Consider the following 20,290-nt stretch of genomic DNA (forward strand, 5'->3'; position numbering starts at 1 on the left):
ATGCAGAAGTCCTTGGTGCGCGAGGCGGAGCACGAATACCTGCGCGGCAACTACCAGACCGCGTCCGAACTGTACGAGCAGCTTGGCGCGCTGTTGGGCCACCAGTATTTCGAGGCCAATATCCGCCTGTGCGAGCGGCGCCTGGTACAGGACCAGACGGCGACGGATCTGAAGCAGTTGCGGGTGGCCGCCGTGATGGACGATTTCACCCACCATGCCTTCGGGCCGGAATGCCGTCTGCTGCCTTTGAGCGCGGAAACCTGGCTGCGAGATGTAGCCAATTTCCAACCGGACATGGTCTTTATCGAATCGGCCTGGCGCGGCCTGGACAACTCCTGGGAAAAGAAGGTCAGCCATGTGTCCGATGAGTTACGGGCCTTGGTGAAATGGGCGCGCGACCATGGCGTGCCGACCCTGTTGTGGTGCAAGGAGGACCCCGTTCATTTCTCGCGCTTCCTGCCGGTGGCGCGCATGGTCGACCACGTCTTCACCACGGACATGGACTGCATCGCCAAGTACAAGCGCGCGGTGGGCCATGAAAGGGTGTACTTCCTGCCGTTCGCGGCGCAGATAGCCTTACACAATCCGCTGGCGACGGTGGAGCGCAGCGAGGGCTTTTCCTTCGCGGGGTCGTGGTATCCCCATTATCTGGAGCGCCAGGAGAACTTCCGTACGCTGGTCGGGGTGGCGCGCAAGCTGAAGTGGGTGGAAATCTACGACCGCAACGGCGATCGGCCGCTGCCGCATGACTTCGCGTTTCCCCAGGAATTCCACGGGGAGATCCGCGGCACCTTGCCTTATACCGAGATGGACAAGGGGTATAAGGGCTACCGCTTTGGCATCACCGTCAATACGGTAAAGCAGTCGCAGACCATGTTCGCCCGGCGCGCCCTGGAGCTGATGGCGTGCAATACCGTGGTGGTCAGTAATTTCTCCAAGGGGCTACGCCAGCTGTTCGGCGATCTGGTCATCGCGTCGGACGACGCCGGCGAGCTGGAAAAGCGCCTGGCGCCGCTGGTCGGCGATGACGTCGCCTACCGAAAATTGCGGCTGCAGGCCCTGCGCAAGGTGCTGTCCGAGCATACCTACACCCAGCGGCTGGCCTATATCGCCGGCAAGGTGTTCGACCGGTCCACGGTACCTGCCGCGCCGCGCGTCGCCCTGTTGGGCGAAGCGTCCACCAAGGAAGAGGCCGCGGTGCTGATCGCCGCCATGGAGCGCCAGGTACGGCCGCGTGTCATTCTGCTGCTGGTGGCGCCGCAGGGGCTGTGCAGCCATTCGCGCGTGGTCGTCGTCGACAGCAGGCATACGGCCTTGGAGCGGGCCCGCCACTACGATTACGTGGCGCCCCTGTCCAGTGCCGATTACTACGGCAAGCAATACCTGAACGACCTGATGCTGGCGACCGCCTTCGCGACCCGCCCCGCGGCGGGCGGCGCCGGCCTGACCAAGGCTTCGTATCATGCCATCGACGCCGACGGCGCGGTGACGGAACAGGATGGCGGCCAGGAATACGTGCCGGTCAGCCGTGCGGCGCTACGCCGCAGCCTGCTGCCCCCGGCGCTTCTCCAGCCCTGGGCCGAGGACGGCGGGCCTCGGCTGGAGGACGGCCACGTGGAAGGAGGCAATCTGATCGCCATCGATGCCTTCAGCTATTGTGCCGGTGGCGCGGGTCACGAAGCGGTTGCTGCCGCGGTCGTCGATGCCGAGGACGTACAGCGCACGGGCGCCAGCCTGCCGCAGGACATGCAGCCGCGCGCGCAGCGCGTGCGGCCGCTGCAAGTGGACGAGCGGGTGGCGCTGGAGCCGGAGGACTGGCTGCCCCTGGTGCCGCCCCGGTCCATACACAAGAGCATGAAGCTCAGCCTGAACGAGAACGGCCTGGTCGAGCTGGACAGCAAGCTTGGAGACGAAGAGTACAAGTACGTCTATCTGAGCAAGGAGTTCGCGCCGGCGGACGTGACGTCACGTCCGGACTTCGGCTTCATCGTCCCGGGCGACGCGCAGCTGGATGTCCGCCTGGTCTTCGTTTTCCTGGATGGTGCGGGCCAGAAGATATCCCATTACATGCATCTGCTCGGGATGCGCGATGGCATCCCCCTGCCGGCGGGAACCGCGTCGATCCGGCTTGGGATGCGGGTCCAGGGCAGCGGCCAGGCGCAGATCGGCCGCATCGTCCTGCTGGAGTCCTGCCCGCCGGAATTCGACCTGCTGCCGAGCGGACGCCAGCTGGTGGTAAGCCGGCAATATCCCAGCTACGACGATCTTTATCGTTTCGGCTTCGTCCATTCCCGGGTCAAGGCTTACAACCGCTCCGGCTGGCCCACCGAGGTGATGCGTATCACGATGGCCGGGGGCGGCCAATTCCGCGAATTCGAGAATGTCGATGTGGTGGATGCGCAGGTCAGTCAGTTGAAGCATGCGCTAGTGTCCGGCACGCATGACAGCGTGGCCGTGCATATCTGCGACCGGCCGATCTGGAACGCGTTGCGGGAGCAGCTCGACCGCGTGCGGGTGGTCATCTGGGCGCATGGGTCCGAGATCCAGCCCTGGTGGCGCCGGGCGTCCAACCACACCACGGACGATACGCGCAACGCATCCCGCCGCACGTCGGATGCGCGGATGCTCATGTGGCGCGAGATCCTGACCCTGCGGCATCCGAACCTGACGGTGGCGTTCATCTCCGACAACCAGGCGCTGGAGGCGCTGTCGGACCTGCGGCTGAACATGGATAACGTCGGCAATCTTGCCGTCATCCACAACTTTGTCGACGGCGACCTGTTCGAGTACGTGCCCAAACTGCCCGAGCAGCGCTTTGACCTGCTGTCGATACGTCCATATGCGTCCACGGTCTATGCCAATGACCTGACCGTCAAGGCCATCCAGGCGCTCGCGCACGAGCCCTTCTTTCCCAACTTGCGTATCCGTCTGGTCGGGGACGGGCCCTTGTTCGACGACACGGTCGAGCCTTTGCGCCAGTACCCCAACGTGACCCTGCACAGAGGCTTCCTGCAGCAGCGCGAGATCGCCGCCCTGCATCGGGACTATGGCGTCTTCCTGGTGCCGTCGCGCGCCGATTCCCAAGGCGTATCCCGTGACGAGGCGATGGCATCGGGCCTGGTGCCGGTGACGACCCGGGTGGCGGCCATTCCGCAATTCGTCGACGAACGCTGCGGCATCATGGCGGAGCCGGAGGACGCCATCGGGCTGGCTGCCGGCGTCCGCCGCCTGGTGCTGGAGCCCGAAACCTTCCTGGCCATGTCGCAGGCCGCGGGCGAACGCGTACGGGCGCAGTCGAGCTATCGGCAGACGGTGTCGCAGGAGCTGGCGTTGTTGAGCGGAAGGGGCGGCGACACCGTCAACGCGGCGGCGGAAGAGCGCCTGCTGGCGCAAGATGAAAGGGTTACCGATGTGGCCCTGTATGGCGACGTCAATCTGAACATCATGGATGGTTCGGCGATATGGGCGGCCTCGCTGGCCGAGGTATTGAGCGGCCTGGGCGACCTGCGCATATCCGTGGTGCTAAAGGCGCGTGTCCATCGGACGCAGGTGATCTCCCGCCTGCTGGATCTGACACCCGCGGTGCGGCTGGTCGAGCCGGAATTGGCCGACGCAAGGACCGGCCTGTCGCAGCCGGACGCCGTGGCCTGGCTGGAGAAGCTGGACCGGGAGCGTCCTTTCCGGGCCTTCATCATGCGCGGCCTGGAGGTGTGCTCGCAAGCCGCGCGTTCGCCGCGCCTGGCGGGGCGGCTGTGGGCGTATCTGACCGATATCCCGCAGCAGGCCGAGCTGCTGGATGCCAAAAGCCGGGCGAAGATCGAAACCATCATCGCCGCAAGCGAATATATCCTGTGCCAGACCCCGGAGATGATGGCCTACTTCGCGCGGCTGTTCCCGCAGGCAGAGGTGCGCACGCGGCTGCTGCCCCCGATGGTGCCGGCCGTGCTGGACGGCGGCGTGGACCGGACGGCGCTCGATGGCGAGACGCCATTCCGCTACTGCTACGCGGGCAAGTTCGCCCCGCGCTGGGGCATCAGGGAGCTGTTCGAAGCGCACGGCGCCTTGCGTGGCGCGGTGCCGGACGCCGAACTGCATGTCTTCGGCGACAAGATCCACAACCCGCCCGACGATCCCGGCTTCCGCCCCCTGGTGCAGGGGCAGCTGGAAAACGGTGATGGACTGCAATGGCATGGCGCGCTGGACCGCGATGCCTTGATGCGGCGCTTGCAGGGCATGCACGCCAGCTGGGCCTTCCGCGATCCGGTCTTCGAGCATGAAACGCTGGAGTTGTCGACCAAGGTGCTGGAGTACGCCAGTCTGGGCGTGCCCATGATATTGGCGCGTAGCGCGGTATTCGAGGGGGTGCTGGGCAAGGACTATCCCTTGTTCGCCGGGACACGCGAACAGGCGGGCGAACTGCTGCGGCAACTGGCCACGTCGCCGGCCCTGCGCGTGGATGCCGGCGGACGCCTGCGCGACGTCGCGCAGCGCTACACCTTTGACTCGGTGCGCCAGCAGCTGGACGCCCAGAAGCTGTTCTCCAGAGCATGAGAGCCATCATCAAAGCCTGGTTGACGCGGCTGTTCGGCGGCGCATCGCCGCCCTGGCCGCGCGAGAAGAAGAAGCGAGGTCTGCCCATTCTTACCTATCACCATCATCTGCCGGAGGCCTTGAAGGAGACGAGCCTTTACCGCAACGGGACCGTGACCAACACGGTGGAGAGTTTCGCGGAGCAGATGGCATGGCTGCATGAGAACGGTTATTCGTCGGTCAAGCTGGCCGAGTTCGAGGAGTACATGAAGGGCGAGCAGATGGACATCGAGCGCAAGGTAATGATCACGTTCGACGATGGCCATCTGAGCGTGGCCCGGTACTGCTACGGCATTCTCAAGCGGTATGGCTTCACGGCGGTGGTATTCCTGATCACCGGATATCAGCCTGAGCTGCCGGTGGCGGAGCTGGACCCGGACCGGCTGCAGTACGTGTCCAGGATGGAGATGTTCAACCAGACGGATGTTTATGAATGGGCGGCGCACACGCACCGGATGCATAAGCGCGACGAGCAGAAGGTGTCGCGTCTGGTGGCGGCGGACCACGCCACGCTGCTGGAGGACGCGATCAAGTGCCGGCAGATGCTGGATGGGACCGAGCATTTCTGTTTTCCGTTTGGCCAATACAGCCCGCAGGCCATCGACACGCTGGTCGAGGCGGGATACCGATACTTCTATTCGACTGAAAGAGGGCTGGCTTATCCAGATCCCGATCACGATGTGCATGTGGTGCGCAGGCTGAACGTCTCGCCCTGGCTGAAGCTGGATCAATTCGCGCAGCTGGTCAGGGAGTCCAGATAAACGCCATGGACCGCTACGCACTGCTGACGGTCGACACGGAAGCGCTGCCCAAGCGGGCGGCTGCCGATCATGTGCAGCGCCTGATCTGGGGGCGCCATGCCGCGGGGACGGCTGGCATCCGGGAAATATGCGCGATAGGCGCCGAGTTCGGCGTCAAGCATGTGTTCTTCGTCGATATGTGCGCCAGCCCGCGCTACACGGACGCCATGCGCGAAGTGGTGGGCTGGCTGGACGGCGCCGGCCAGGACGTGCAACTGCATCTGCATCCGGAAACGCTGGCGCGGGAATTCTGGGGAAGCCATGGCTTGCCGCCCGAACCCTTGTACATCAATGAGTACGAGGGGGCGGCCCGGGCGATGTTCCTGCTCAAGCATTTCGGCGGCCTGCTGCGGGAGATCACCGGCAAGCCGGTGCGGGCCTGCCGGGCCGGGTCGTTTCGCTGGAACGCGGATTTCATCCGGGCGCTCGATGCGGCGGGCATCCCTTTGTCGTTCAACAACTCGATGCGGGCTTATATGACCGGACGGGCGCCCTATGCGGTCCCGACCAATCTGCCCTATACGTGGTCCAACGGCATCATCGAGGTGCCGGTGACCGAGAAGTACATCGCGCCGCAGGGCGCACGGCGTGAACGGTGGGTCAGTCTGGCCTATCCGGAATCCAGCTACTTCCCGTTCAAGACCCGACGCTTCGTTGGCATGCCGCGCTTCCTGGATGGCGGGTTGCCTTTCGCGGTCTTGTTGCTGCACTCGTGGTCCTTTCTCTACTGGAACGAGAAGCGGCAGGCCGTCTATCTGGACAACGGCCGGCTGGACGCCTATCGCGTGCTGATGGCCCGCGTGGCGGCGGATTATGACGTCGTCACTACTCCGGAATTCCTGGAGCTGTGCCGGCGCGGAAAAATAAAAACGGGTCCGCGGGTGGACCTGCGACTGGCCGAACAACAAGGGGGAAACCGCAATGCCTGATCGCTACGCGTTGATCACAGTGGATACCGAAGCCCTGCCCAAGCGGGCACCGAACGACCACGTCAAGCGCCTGATGTGGGGGGAGCATCACAAAGGCACCGCCGGCTTGCGGCAGATGTGCCAGATAGGCGACGAGTTCGGCGTCAAGCATGTCTTCTTCGTCGACCTGTGCGGCGCCTATGGGGAGCTGGACGGGGCCATGGACGTGGTGCGCTGGCTGCACGGCCAGGGACAGGACGTGCAACTGCACACGCATCCCGAGTATCTGCCCGCGACGTTCTGGGAGGAACACGGGCTGGCGCCGCGGCCGCAGTATATGAACCAGTACACAGACTATGCCCGGTCCGCCTTCGTCCTGCGCCATTTCGGCGGTCTGATATCCGAGGTAACCGGCGGCCCCATACGGGCGTTTCGCGCCGGCTCGTTCCGGTGGAACGCCAATACCATCCGCGCGCTGGAAGACGTGGGTATCCCGCTGTCGTTCAACAACTCCATGTGCGCCTTGCGGGCTGGACAAAGCCCCTATGCCGAAGCGACCAACGAGCCCTATGCCTGGTCCAATGGCATCATCGAGATTCCCATGACTGAAAAGCGTATCCTGCCGAGCGTCGGCAAGGACGCCTGGTGGGCCAGGCTCACCTACCCGGAATCCAGCTATTTCCGCTTTCGGCCGTGGTGGGGCAAGCTGTTGCTGGACACGTTCAGCGGCAGTCCGGACTTTTCGGTGTTCCTGCTTCATTCGTGGTCCTTGCTGTACTGGGACGAGCGGGGCTACGGTGTCTATCGGGACGACCAGCGCATCGAGGGCTACCGCAAGCTGGTGGCCCGCCTGACCCGGCATTACGACGTCATCACCACCGCGGAATTCCTCGATCTGCACAAACGCGGCAAGATTTTGACGGCGCGCACGATCGCGGTGGAGCGGGCGGATGCCGTGGCGCCGATCGCTGGGGCACCGGCCGCCGGAACGCCGGCTGCGTCAAGGCGCACGGCATGACGTGGCTGCTGTCCTCTCTCGTGGCGCCGGCGTGGCTGACGCAGTCCTGGATGGGGCTCAGCCGCGTGGTGACGGCCGGCGCCATCCAGCGGCAATTGGACCGGGCCGCCGCCGTGACGCCGTACGCGCCCGATGCGGGCAGTCTGCTCTACGTCGCGGCCAGCGCCTTGCCCTATCACATGAGCGGGTATGTGACCCGCACGCATGAGGTCGTGTGCGCGCTGCGGTCGGCGCGCCCCAATGTGCATGTCATGACGCGCCCCGGCTATCCCTGGGACAGGCGCGATCGCCTGGGCGAGACAGATGTCGAGACCACCCAGGTGGAAAACCTGACGTACACACATACGCGCACGCCGTCCAACGTGCGTCCCGTGTTGCAGTATGCGGTGCAGGCCGCCAGGTCGGTGGCGCAAGTGGCCCAGCGGCACCGGGTGGCGGTGATCCATGCGGCGTCCAATCACGTCAACGCCTTGCCGGCGTTGCTGGCGGCGCGTCAGCTGGGCATCCCTTTCCAATACGAGATGCGCGGTCTGTGGGAGTTGACCCGCAGCGCACGCAAACCCCGCTATGAAGAAAGCCAGGGCTTCCGGCAGGGCTTGCAGCTGGAAGGCCTGGTCGCCAGCCACGCTGACCGCCTGTTCGTCATTTCCGAGCAGTTGCGCTGCTATGCGCAAGCCCATTGGGCCATCGATGCCGAGCGCGTGGCATTGCTGCCGAATTGCGTCGATCCGGCCCGCTTCATGCCGGTGGATCCGCTGGTCGTCGAGCCGGACACCATCGGGTATGCGGGCTCGCTGATCTCCTATGAAGGCCTGGATACGCTGATCGACGCCGTGGGACGCTTGCGGCGTGCGGGCCGGCGCGTGACGGTGAGCCTGATCGGGCACGGCGAGGCCGAGGCCGACCTGCGCGCGCAGGTCGAGCGCGCGGGGCTGACGGATCTGATCCTGTTCATGGGGCGCATGCCGCCGGCCGCCGCCCGCGCCGCGTTGGCGCGGTGTGCCCTGGTCTGCATTCCGCGCAAGCCCTTCGATGTCTGTCGCATCGTGCCGCCGATCAAGCTGGTGGAGGCCCTGGCGCTGGGTCGCCCCGTGGTCGCCGCCGATCTGCCCGTGCTGCGCGATGAGTTCGGCGACCGCCCCGCGGGCTGGTTTTTCAAGGCGGGGGACGCCGCCGATCTGGCCAGGACACTGGGCCAGGCCTTCAGCGATCCCGCCGCGTTGACGGAAATGGGCGCCCGCGCGCGCCAGTACGCGGTCAGCAAGCGCAGCTGGGACACTTATGTTCAAGACGTCTTACCGAGCATCGAAGGCGGCCATTGACATGATGGGAGGACTGATCAGGGCGGTGGGAGCGGCGGTCTACGACTATCCGGCCGTGCCGCAGGACGTGGTGGGGCACGGCGAGTTCGGGCGCCTGAAGGTGGCGCTGGTCGCCGACTCCTACACCGCGCACTGCATGGCCATCGAGTGCCGCGTGCGCGTGATGACGCCGCGCAACTACCGGGAAATCATCGAAGACTGGCGGCCCGACCTGGTGTTCGTCGAGTCGGCCTTCCATGGGGCGGACGGCAGCTGGCGCTACGGCCTGGCGAAACAGCCGCTCTGGCTGCGCCTGGGCCCGCCCGCGGCAATACTGGCGCTGGTGGCCCGCGCGCGGGACCGGGGCGTCCCCACCGTGTTCTGGAACAAGGACGATGGCGCCTTCTTCGAAGACTTCATCGAGGTCGCGCGGGCTTTCGACTACATTTTCACCACGGACCAGGATCGGGTGGCGGACTACCGCCGCCACGTGGCCGCCCAGGTGCCGGTGCATACGCTCACCATGCCCTATCAACCGGCTTTCCATCAGTTCTCCGGTTTCCATTTCGAGCGCCACGAGGCCTGCTTCACGGGCAGTTACTACCGTCGCATCCTTGGCGAGCGGCGCAGGTTTCTCGACATGGTCTTCGACGCTTGCGCGTCCGTGCGCCTGCCGCTCAATGTGTACGACCGTAATCGCGACCGCTTGTCGCGCCATTTCGAATTCGCGTTTCCCCGCCATCCCCAGCTGCGGGTTCACGACAAGGTGCCGTACCGGCTCACCGCTGACATCTACAAGCAGCATGTGATCTCCGTCAACGTCAATTCCGTGACGGGGTCGGCCACGATGGTGTCACGGCGGTTGCTGGAGATACTGGCTTGCGGCGGAATCGCCGTGACCAATCCCAGCCTGGCGGTCGAGCGGCAGTTCCGGGATTACTGCCATGTGGTGACGTCGGCGGCGGAGACGCGGGAATTGTTCGCGCGGCTGCGCCGGGGGCCGTCGACGCAGGACCTGGCGCGTGCCGAGGCGGGGGCGGCCTATGTCAGGCAGCACCATACCTGGGCGCACCGGCTGCGCGACGTCTGCGGGATTGTGAAGTGTTGAGTCCATCCATGCCTGTCATGCTGTCCTGGCTGTTGTCCGGCCTGGTCAGCGCCGCCTTCATGTTCATCGTCCTGTCGTTCGCCATCTATATGGCTTTGGAGCTGCGCATCCTGCGGATCTCCAAACGCGCCGAGCGCCGCAAGCTGACGCACCTGACCGAAGGTACGGGCAGAAAGCACGGTGTGCATCGCCGGGTCAGCGTATTGCTGCCTATCCATAACGAGGCGGCGGTGATCGAGCGGCTGATCGATGCGGTATGCGTCATGCGCTATCCGGCCGAGCTGCTGGAGGTGCTGGTGCTGGACGATTCCACCGACCATACGTCGGCGCTGGCGCGCGACTGCGTCGAGCGCCATGAACTGCGGGGCGTGAACATCCGCTTGTTGCGGCGCCCGGATCGCAGCGGCTTCAAGGCCGGCAATCTGATGCATGGCCTGGAGTCGGCTACGGGCGCCTTCTTCGTCATTTTCGACGCCGATTTCGTTCCTCCGCAAGATTTTCTGCTGCGCTGCATGCCTTGTTTCGACGATCCGGAGCTGGGCTTCCTGCAGACGGCCATCGGCTATGAGAACAGCAATGCGTCCTTTCTGACCCGCTTCCAGGCGATGGAGATGGGCCATCAGCAGTATTTGACGACCGGCTTGAGCGAGGACGGCGTCATGGCGTCGCTCAGCGGCAGTTCCTGCGTCTGGCGGCGCACCTGCGTGCAGGCGCTGGGCGGCTGGAATGCCGACACCGTGACGGAAGACGTGGACCTGGGCTATCGGGCGCAGTTCGACGACTGGAAGTACGCCTACCTGGGCGACGTGGTGTCGATGTCCCTGCTGCCGGAGGCCATCAGCACGTTTCGCATCCAGCGGGAGCGCTGGGGGCGGGGACTGATACACAGCGCTTTTCTGCATGGGGTGAAGGTAGCCCGGCAGCGTATGCCTCTGCTGCAGCGCCTGCATGCGATCGCCATGATGTTCTCGTCGGTCTTGCTGGCGTCGATGTACGTGCTGGTCCTGCTGGGCCTGCCCTTGAACTATGTGGTCGACTTCGAGCGCGTGGAGCTGCAGGTGGGTGCGCTGGTGTTTTTCGTGCTGGTGGTCATCTGGTCCCTGTCCAGTGCGCTTAGCGCGCGGCGGCGCACCCGTCCCCAGGATCGGGTGGGGCTGGCGACCATGCTTTGGTACAACTATCTGTACATTGCCATGTTCCTGCCGATGGCCTGGTACTACTTTGTCGGCGGCGTGCGTGCGTGCCTGGGCGTACATGGCGGCTTCCATCGGACCCCGAAGGGGGATGTCGAGCGCACCAAGACGCTGCCCGCGATCAATCGACTATTGCTGGTGGGTGAATGCCTGACCTTCTGCTACGCCCTGTTGGCTTTGCTGCTGGCTTTGCGCGATGGCAACTACGTGCTGGCGCCGCTCAACCTGACCGGCTGCGTGGGCTTCGGCATGGTGCTGTACTGGTCCTGGCAGGAGTGGCGCCTACGTCAGGGCGGCTAGGGCTTCTATGGTCTGTTCTATCTGTGCTTCCGAGTGCAGGCAGGAGATGAAGAAGCGCAGGCGCGCCGATTTCTCGGGCACGGCGGGATAGACGATAGGCTGGACGTTGATGCCGCGCTCGAACAGCTGTGAGGACAGCTGCGTTGCCTTGATCGAGCTGCGGAGGATGGCCGGGACCACCGCCAGGCCCTGGCTGCTGCCGGTGTCCACGCCAGCCGCGCGCGCCTGCTCCAGGAAGAAGCGGCCGCGGGCCTGCAGGGTGGCGACCCGTTGCGGCACTGTCAGCATGTGCTTGAGCGCCGCCAGTGACGCCGCGGCGACGGACGGCGGCATGCCGACGCTGTAGAGAAATCCCGGCGCCAGGAATTTCAGGTGTTCGACCAGGGCGCTTTCGCCGGCGATGTAGCCGCCGCAGCCGGCCAGGGTCTTGCTCAAGGTGCCCATCCAGATATCGACGTCCGTGCCGGCCAGGCCGAAATGCTCGCGGATGCCGCGGCCATGGGCGCCCAGGACGCCCAGTGAGTGGGCCTCGTCCACCATCAGAAAGGCGCGGTGGCGGCGCTTGATCTCGACAAAACGGGGCAGGTCCGGATAGTCGCCGTCCATGCTGTAGATGCCTTCCAGCACGATGAGCACCCGCTCGAAGGTCTTGCGGTGTTCCTCCAGCAGGCGATCCAGGGCGCGCCAGTCGTTGTGGGGGAAGGGCAGGCGTTGCGCGCCCGCCAGCTGTATGCCTTGCAGGACGCTGTTGTGGATGAACTCGTCGTGCAGGACCAGGTCGCGCGGACCGAACAGGTAACCGATGGTCGATACATTGGTTGCGTGGCCGCTGACGAAGGTAACCGCGTCGTCGACCTCGTAGAGCCGGGCCAGCGCCATTTCCAGTTCTCGATGGACCGGGCGTTCCCCGGACACCAGGCGGCTGGCGGACACCGATGTGCCGTAACGATCGATGGCGGCCTTGGCCGCCTGTGTTACCACCGGGTCACCGGACATGCCCAGATAGTTGTAGCTGGCGTAATTGATGTAGGTCTGTCCGCCTATGGTGGTCTGGTCGGTGGCATTGCCTTCATGCAGTTTGAAGAAGGGATCCTGCAGGCCCAGCCGCGCGGCGCCGTCATGAATGATGCGGATCTGCTTGTAGCCGGGGTGCAGGTGGAAGCGGTAGAAATCCTCGGGGATGGTGGCCCCCACGCCGCGGATCAGGGGCGTGGCGCCGCCATCCCGTTCGGTGTCCAGTTGCCGGAGCTTGCGTTCGAGAGCCTGCTGGATCAGCTTGTTCTTCAGGCCCGCGGCCAGGGCGGGCAGTTTCGGTTTGATCATGGGTTCGATCATGCTTTTAATCATGACTGACGTTAGGGAATCATCCGGATCGGCGGCTCGGCGCCGCCATCCTTGAATTCCGTCAGGAACTGCGAGATGTGCGTTTCCGGGATTTCGGCCGCGTGGTCCGCGACCAGCTTTTCGACGATGGACGTCGTCACGTCGGCGCCGGGCTGGACGCCGGCGTCGCTGCGCAGCAAGGCGATCAGGCGGCTGGCCAGTTTGTCGACCGTGGGGCTTTCCGACAGCGTCATGACCGGCAGGCGCACGCCGAAGCGCGTCTCAAGAGCGGCGATCAGTTCCACGCCCATGAGCGAATCCATGCCCATGTCGTAGAGGGAGCGCTCAGCGGCTATCTTGTCGGGCGCGATGCGCAGCACCTCGCCGATTTCGGTCTTCAGCATTTCGCTGAAGACGTCGTGCAGGGCCTTGTCGTCCAGGGTGGCGAGCAGGTGGGCAATGTCCTCGCCCATGTCCTGTTCGTTTTCGCGCTCACGCAACAGTTCGCTGAACTTGGGCGCGCCGGCGCTGGGCAGCATGCGCGCCATGCGTGACCAGCTCAGATCGAGCACAGCCTGGCCACTGGTGTCGGCCAGGATCAGTTCTTCCAGGGCGTCTAGGGCCAGGGCCGACGACAGCGCCGTGCCGCCCATGCGGCCAAGCAGGGCTTCCTTGATCTTCTCGTTGCGCGCCAGGAAACCGACGTCGTCGATGGCGCCCCAGCGCACGCACGTGGCGGGCAAGCCCGCTTCACGTCGCAGCATCGCCAAGGCCTCCAGGCCCTGGTTGGCCGCGATATAGCTGCTCTGCCCGGGATTGCCGAACAGGGTGGTGGCCGAGGAGTAGTAGACGCAGAAGTCCAAAGTCAGCGACAGGGTCAGCTCGTGCAAGTGTTGCGCGCCCAGCAGCTTGGCCGCCATGTTTCGTTCGATCCGGTCGGCGCTTGCCGTGCGCGCCAGGCCGTCCTCGATGACCGCCGCGGCATGGACGATGCCACGCAGGGGCGGCATGTCACGCGCGACTTCCTCCAGCAGACCTTGTAGCGCCGGCTTGTCGGTGACATCGCAGGCGCGCGCGCATACCTGCACGCCTTGTTGTTGGAGGGCGGCGATGGCGGACTGGACTTCTTCGTCGGCGGCCCCCCGGCGGCTGATCAGGACCAGATGGCGCGCGCCCTTTGCCGCCAGCCATTGCGCCGTGCGCAGGCCGAAGCCGGCCAGGCCGCCCGTCACCAGGTAGCTGGCGTCCGCCGGCAGGGTCAGGCGGCGCGGCTCGAAGCGGTGTTGCGGCCGCACGTGGCGCAGGCCGTTGCGGTAGGTCACGATGATCTTGCCGATCTGGCGCGCTTGCTGCATATGGCGGAAGGCATCGACCACTTCGTTGGCATCGAAGACGGAATAGGGCAGCGGATGCAGCATGCCATCCGCGAAGCCGCGCATCATCTCGTTGAAGAGGCGGCGGGTCAGGTCCGGACGGGCGGACAGCAGCTGGTCGGCATCGATGCCGAAATAGCTGATGTTGTTACGCAGGGGACGCAGGCCGATCCGGGTGTTCTCATGGAAATCGCGCTTGCCCAGTTCGAGGAAGCGGCCGAAAGGGCGCAAGACGTGAAGATTGCGATTGATCGCTTCGCCGGCGAGTGAGTTCAACACCACGTCGACGCCGGCGCCGCCGGTATCGGCCAGGATCTCGTCCGCGTAGGACAGCGAGCGGGAGTCGTAGACGTGCGTCACGCCCATCAGGCGCAGGAAGTCGCGCTTTTCGTCCGAGCCGGCGGTGGCGTAGATCTCGGCGCCCTGGGCTTGCGCCAGCTGGATGGCCGCGACACCGACGCCGCCGGCCCCGCCGTGGATGAGGACCTTCTCGTCCTCTTCCAGGCGCGCCAGGTGGTGCAGGGCGTAGTAGGCCGTGAAGAAGGTGCTGGGTATGGTTGCCGCGGCTTCGTAGGACAAGCCCGGCGGGATGCGCACGATGGCCTCGGCGCGCGTCAGCACGCGTTCGCCGAAACTGGACGGGCCGAAGCCGACCACGCTGTCGCCCACTTCGTAGCCGGTGACGCCGGAACCGACCCACATGACTTCGCCGGCGAATTCCAGGCCCAGGGTGGGGCCGGCGTAGCCCTTGTCGATGGCGTCGTCCGGCAGCAGGCCCAGGGTGTACATGACATCGCGGAAGTTCAGGCCCGTGGCCTGCACGCGGATTTCGATCTGGTCGGCGGCCGGCGCCTGCGGCTCCACGGCTTGCCAGTACAGGTTGCGCAGCTGGCCCGGCAGGTCGAAGCCCAGGCGGCCGTAGCGGGCGGTGTCGGGCGGGCTGTCCGGCGGGACGGGGCGCGCGACGATGCGGACGCGGGGCACGTAGCGCGCGCCGTGGACATCCAACAGCACCTCGTCCTCGGCGCCGGGGTGCAGCACCTCACGCGCCAGGGCTGGCGCGCCGGTCGCGGACATCACGTCGACCTGGCGGATGCGGTAGTTCGTGGCTTCGTTGGCCAGGGTGCGGCCATATCCCCATAGCGGGGCATCGCCGATGCCGTCGTCGCGGGGATCGCCCCCGCCCATGGTCAGCCCGGCATTGCGCGTGACCAGCCAGACGGTGGCGGCCGTTTCACTGTGCTCGCAGGCCTGGATGACGGCGGCCGCCAGCGCGCAGCGGGCGACCTGGCTGTCGAAGGGCATCGCGTCGGGGCGCCATCCCGCCAACAGGATGATCTCGTGGATCTGGCCGTGTCTTTCTTTTGCGCGCAACAAGGCGTCGCCTACGGTGGTGGGTGTGACGTCCGGGGCGACCACGGTCTGCTGGGCGGCCGCGTCCAGTTCGGCGCGCAAGGCCTGGAGCAGGGGGACGCTGGCAGCGTCGCTCAACACGAGACGGGTGCGCGCCGCGGGTTCGGGCGCCGGGATGTCCACGGCGGGCGCGCCGGCGAGGATCAGGTAGGGGGCGGACGCGGTGTTCGAGCCCAGGGGGATGACCGGTGCGCAGTCCAGGCCCATCTCACGCAGGCAGGCAATGCTGTCGTCGGCGTTGGGGAAGGGGGCATGGACGCCGTCCTTGCCGGCCAGCCACCACGATGGCCGCCCGCCGAAGATGAAGTTCATCCAGGGTGTGGGTGGCGTGCCGCGCAGCAACAGATTGCCGCCGGGCTTCAGGCTTGCCCGGGCATAGGCCAGGGCCTGGCGGAACGCGTCGAGGGTATCGAATTCGCCATGGAGGAGGATGAGGTCGTAGCGGTCGCCATCGGCCTGCATGGTGTCCGCGGCGATCACGGCGACGGTGGCCAGGGGATAGTCCGCCAGTTGGCCGTTGCGCGCCGCTTCAGCGTTTTCCGCGTCGGTGGTGGCGTAGCGATAGTCCGCCACGTCGAAGTCCAGCGCCGCGCAGCAGGCGGTGCCCAGCAGGGGCAGGCCGCTGGCGATTTCCAGCACCGCCAGGCGCTGTCCGGGGGCGCGCCGCGCGACGGCGCCTTGCAGTGTCTCGGACAGCGCCGCCGCCAGCGTGTGGGAGCGGCCCGGGCCCAGCATCATGCGGCTGAGCGCCATCGGCGAGGCGGAGCGCGGCACGATCTGGTCGATGTCGGCGCTGCCGGTCAACAGGGCCGGCAGATGCAGGCCGACACGGCCGGTGGCGAAGATGGCGGGGAAGTAGTCGGGGTATTCGCGCAGCAGGCTGTTCCAGATCTCGGCCGCGGTGGGCTGGTCCGCCTCGTCGGCGGCCAGCTCCCAGCCCTTGTCGCTGATATGCACGTAGCCGGCGGCCGCGGCGCGGGCCAGCACATGATCGTAGAGCGATGCGGAGCGTGGGTGTTGGCGCGTCTGGCGTTCGACCTGGGCGCTGGGCAGCAGGGCGCCGCCTTTGGCCAGGATGCGCAGGGCTTCGATGGCGTAGCGATCGCACAGGCTTTCGAGCAGCGGGTCGACTTCCTGGCTGTAGCGGTCGGCGGGCTGCCGTGTCAAGGACCGCAGCCTTGCGTCCAGCGCCTTGGTGGACAGGGCTGTTGCGGGCAGCGGCGCGTACGGATGGGGGCGCGGTGTCAGCACGCAGTCGACGTAGTCGAGCAGCTCCGCCGCCGGCTTGCCCAGCCTGACAGCGCGGAAATTCACGTCGTGGACGTTGGCGACCAGGTGGCCCTGGCCATCGTACAGATCGAAATCGGCAACGACGGAGTGGGGCGCGCGGCGGCGCAGGCTTGCCCTCGCATAACGCGGCAGGCCTTGGCCGGCGTGCAGGCTGATGCGCCCGATGCGCGCCGGCACGAAGGCGATGCCCAGGCCCATGGCGGCCTCGTCGCGCAGCAGATGGATGATGAGCTGGAAGGCGCAGTCGAGCAGGGCGGGATGCAGATGCGTGCTGCTCAGTTCCGGCGTCAGGCTGGCGTGCGGCTTGAGCTTGGCGAAGACCACATCCGCGGACAAGCGCCAGCCATGCACGATCGCACGGAAGGCCGGGCCATAGGCCAGGCCGACCAGGCGGGTCAGCGCATGGTGTTCTTCCTCGTCGAAGTCGGGCTCCTGCATCGGTGGCGTCACGGTCTGCGCGCCGTTCAGGCAGGCGGCATTGGCCTGCTGACGGACGCGGCCGGCGGCATGGACGGTCCAGGGCGCATCGCCGGCGATGTCGCGGCTGAGGATCTGGAACCGGCCGTCCGCGTGATCCAGGGTGACCCGGGTGCGTTTGCCGGGAGCGGGGCCCAGCACCAGCGGTGCGCGGATGTCCAGGTCCTCGATGTCCGCGTGGGTGCCGGGTTGCCATTCCAGGGCGGCGGCCAGGGCCAGTTCGACGAAGCCGGTGCCGGGGAACACGATGGCGCCGCCCACGCCGTGGTCGGTCAAGGTGGGGTGGCTGCCGGTGTCGAGCGTGTGTTCCCAGATGCCCGCGTGTTGGCGCACCGCATAGCCAAGCAGGGGGTGAACGCGTTCGCGCATCAGCAGGCCCAGGGCCCGGGAGCTGTCCGCGTACCAGTGGCGTTCGCGTTGCCAGGGGTAAGTGGGCAGAGGGGTGTGGTCGCCTTTCCAGGGGAAGAGGGTTTGCCAATCCACGTCGGCGCCGCTCAGGATCGCCTGGCCGGCGGCATCGTAGATGCGCTCCGGCGCGTCATCGCCGCGCGCGGCGGTGATGATGATCCTGCCGGGCCGCGCCAGGCCGGGCCTTTCCTGGCTGGGCCTGTCGCGGCCCGGCCGTGTTGCGGTGTCCAGGGCGTCCTTGATATAGCCGCGCAGGACCGGGTGCGGGCCGATTTCGACGAACACGTTCAGGCCATCGGCGATGACGGTATTGCAGGCTTCGGCGAAACGGACCGGGTGGCGCACGTTGTGCCACCAGTAGCCGGCGTCCAGTTCCGCTCCTGTCGCCTGCATGCCGCTGACCGTGGAGTAGAAGGGGACTTCGGCGGCGTTGCGACGCAAGTCTGCCAGCGCAAGCCGGATGTCCGTTTCGATTTCATCCATGGCCGGGCTGTGGAATGCGTAGTCCAGGTCCAGGCGGCGGTGGAACACGCCGCGCTCGCGCAGGATGTCTTCCATGACGTCCAGCGCTTCGGGATCGCCGGCCACCGTGGCGCCTCGACTGCTGTTGCTGCCGGCCAGGACCAGGCGGGTGCTGAAGTCGAGCTCGTCGAGCAAGGCCTGAGTTCCCGCGCCGTCCAGGCCGACGGCGCTCATGCGGCCTTTGCCGCGCGTCTGGCCCTGCAGACGGCTGCGGTGATGGATGACCTTGGCCGCCTCCGCCAGGGACAGCGCCCCGCAGGCCCAGGCCGCGGCCACTTCGCCCACGCTGTGGCCCATGGTGGCGGCTGGCACCACGCCACGTTGCGCCAGCATGCGGGTGATGCCGACTTGCAAGGCGAAGAGCGCCGGTTGGGCGAGTTCCGTGCGGTGATAGCGATGGTCGGCTTGTGGGTCTTCGAGTCCAACTTCGGCTTTGGGTTTGGTTTCGGCTTCGGTTTCGGTTTCGGCTTCGGTAAATAGCGCCGCCACCGAGAATCCGGCGTATTCGGCGAACAGGGCGTCGACTTCATCGATGGCCGCGGCGAAGACGGGGTCGCTCTTCAAGCGTCTGCCCATGCCTGCCCATTGCGAGCCGTTGCCCGAATAGACGAACACGGGTCCACGTGCGTCCTGCAGGGCCGTCGCGGTAGGGACGGCGAACTTGGGGGCCTTGTCTTCAGCCAGTGCTTGCAGGTCGGCGGCCGCCTGGGCCCGTTCGCCGGCGAATACCAGCGCCCGTTGCGCGTGCCAGTCGCGGCGGTGGGCAGCGTGATAGGCGAAATCGTAGATAGGCCGTTCGGGTTCGGTGCGCAAGGCTTTGGCGAGGGCAGCCGCGGCGGCGCGCAGGGCCTCGGGGTTGCGGCCGCTGACGATCAGCGGCACCGGGGCATTCTTGATCAGTTTCGTGACGGGGATTTCGGGCGCGAGCGGCGCGCTTTGCAGAATGACGTGCGCGTTGGCGCCGCCGAAGCCGAAGGAGTTCACGCCGACCACCAGTTTGCCTTTGGCCTTGAGCTGGCGGTTCTGGGTGACGACCTCGATATTCCAGCCCTGGAAGTCGATATGCGGGTTGAGCGTGCGCACGCCGATGGTCGCGGGGACGATGCGATGGACCAGGGTGTAGATGGCTTTCACCATGCCCGCCACGCCGGAGGCCGGTTCCAGGTGGCCCATATTGCTTTTGATGGAGCCGATGGCAAGCGGACGGTTGGCGGGGCGGGCCTTGCCGAGCGCCGCGCCGATGGCGCAGGTTTCGATGGGGTCGCCGACGGCGGTGCCGGTGCCGTGGGCTTCCAGGTAGTCCAGTTCGTCGGGCTCGATGCCGGCCTGGGTGCAGGCTCGGCGCATCAGGTCGGCCTGGGCGTCGGCGTTGGGAACGGTGAGGCCTGTCTTGCGGCCGTCCGTATTGACCACCGAGGCCGCCACGACGGCGAGGATGCGGTCGCCATCGGCCAGTGCCTGATCGTAGTCCTTGAGGACGAAGACCCCGCCGCCTTCCGAGCGGACGTAGCCGTCGCCCGCGGCGTCGAAGACGCTGCACAGGCCGCGGCGGGAGAGCATGGACGCTTTGGAGAAGCCGATGAAAGCGTAGGGGTGCAGATGCAGGCTGATGCCGCCGGTGATTGCGTGGCTGCATTCGCCGCTGAGGATCGCGCGGGAGGCCTGGTGGAAGGCCACCAGCGAGGACGAGCACGCCGTGTCCATGGCGATGCTGGGGCCGCGCAGGTCGAAGAAGTAGGACAGCCGGTTGGCCGCGATGCTGGAGGTATTGCCGGTGGCCGTCGACGCATCGATCATGTCCAGGTCATCGGCGACGCGGTAGCCGTAGTCGGCGCTGGATATCCCTATATAGACACCGCAGTCGCTGCCGCGCAGCGAGGTCGGTTTGATGCCGGCGTCTTCCAGCGCTTCCCAGGTCATTTCCAGCAGCAAGCGTTGCTGGGGATCCATCTGTGCCGCTTCGCGTGGCGAGATGCCGAAGAAGTCCGCATCGAAGCCGGAGATGTCGCCCAGCGAGCCGGCCGCGTGGGTGTAGGCGGTGCCCGGGTTGTCGCGGTCGGGGTGCAGATAGGCGTCGGCGGACCAGCGGCCGGGTTGGACCTGCGTGATCAGGTCCTTGCCTTCGAGCAGGTCGGTCCAATACGTTTCGGTGGTGGTGCCCGGGAATCGAAATGCGAGCCCGACGATAGCTACACGCTTCCCCATTTACGATCCTTGCCGCTTCCGTTTAGTCGTTATGCCGCAAGCAGTTTGGCCAGGGCGCTTT

General features: G+C 66.2%; 9 protein-coding genes. 7 read left to right on the forward strand and 2 right to left on the reverse strand.

Annotated features, from left to right (window positions below; genetic code table 11):
* The 7 genes from ASB57_RS29080 to ASB57_RS29110 are packed head-to-tail and all read left to right on the forward strand — an operon-like array spanning position 1 to position 11,218.
* Positions 1-4,551, forward strand: a complete 4,551-nt coding sequence (locus tag ASB57_RS29080) for a glycosyltransferase (protein WP_057655502.1) — start codon at positions 1-3, stop codon at positions 4,549-4,551.
* Entirely contained in the window at positions 4,548-5,351 is an 804-nt protein-coding gene (locus ASB57_RS29085) for a polysaccharide deacetylase family protein (RefSeq protein ID WP_057655505.1), read from the forward strand. Before ASB57_RS29080 ends, ASB57_RS29085 begins: the two co-directional genes overlap by 4 nt.
* Before the next feature lie 5 nt (positions 5,352-5,356).
* A complete protein-coding gene (locus tag ASB57_RS29090) occupies positions 5,357-6,319 on the forward strand; it encodes a polysaccharide deacetylase (protein ID WP_082621918.1) in 963 nt (320 codons plus the stop codon).
* Positions 6,312-7,316 (forward strand): hypothetical protein, encoded by a 1,005-nt coding sequence (locus ASB57_RS29095; protein WP_057655507.1) that lies wholly within the window; start codon positions 6,312-6,314, stop codon positions 7,314-7,316. The genes ASB57_RS29090 and ASB57_RS29095 overlap by 8 nt, the downstream gene beginning before the upstream one ends.
* Positions 7,313-8,638 (forward strand): glycosyltransferase family 4 protein, encoded by a 1,326-nt coding sequence (locus tag ASB57_RS29100; protein WP_231755286.1) that lies wholly within the window; start codon positions 7,313-7,315, stop codon positions 8,636-8,638. The genes ASB57_RS29095 and ASB57_RS29100 overlap by 4 nt, the downstream gene beginning before the upstream one ends.
* 1 nt (position 8,639) lies before the next feature.
* A complete protein-coding gene (locus ASB57_RS29105; RefSeq protein WP_057655509.1) occupies positions 8,640-9,725 on the forward strand; it encodes a glycosyltransferase in 1,086 nt (361 codons plus the stop codon).
* A gap of 8 nt (positions 9,726-9,733) precedes the next feature.
* Positions 9,734-11,218, forward strand: a complete 1,485-nt coding sequence (locus ASB57_RS29110; RefSeq protein ID WP_057655511.1) for a glycosyltransferase — start codon at positions 9,734-9,736, stop codon at positions 11,216-11,218.
* On the opposite strand, the gene ASB57_RS29115 is transcribed toward ASB57_RS29110, so the two are convergent.
* Positions 11,201-12,541, reverse strand: coding sequence for an aminotransferase class I/II-fold pyridoxal phosphate-dependent enzyme (locus ASB57_RS29115; protein ID WP_057656536.1), 1,341 nt, complete (start codon positions 12,539-12,541; stop codon positions 11,201-11,203). The two genes, ASB57_RS29110 and ASB57_RS29115, sit on opposite strands and share 18 nt — an antisense overlap.
* Before the next feature lie 32 nt (positions 12,542-12,573).
* Entirely contained in the window at positions 12,574-20,229 is a 7,656-nt protein-coding gene (locus ASB57_RS29120) for a type I polyketide synthase (protein ID WP_057655513.1), read from the reverse strand.
* Positions 20,230-20,290 lie beyond the last annotated feature (61 nt).

Source organism: Bordetella sp. N, assembly GCF_001433395.1.
Taxonomy (GTDB): domain Bacteria; phylum Pseudomonadota; class Gammaproteobacteria; order Burkholderiales; family Burkholderiaceae_B; genus Bordetella_C.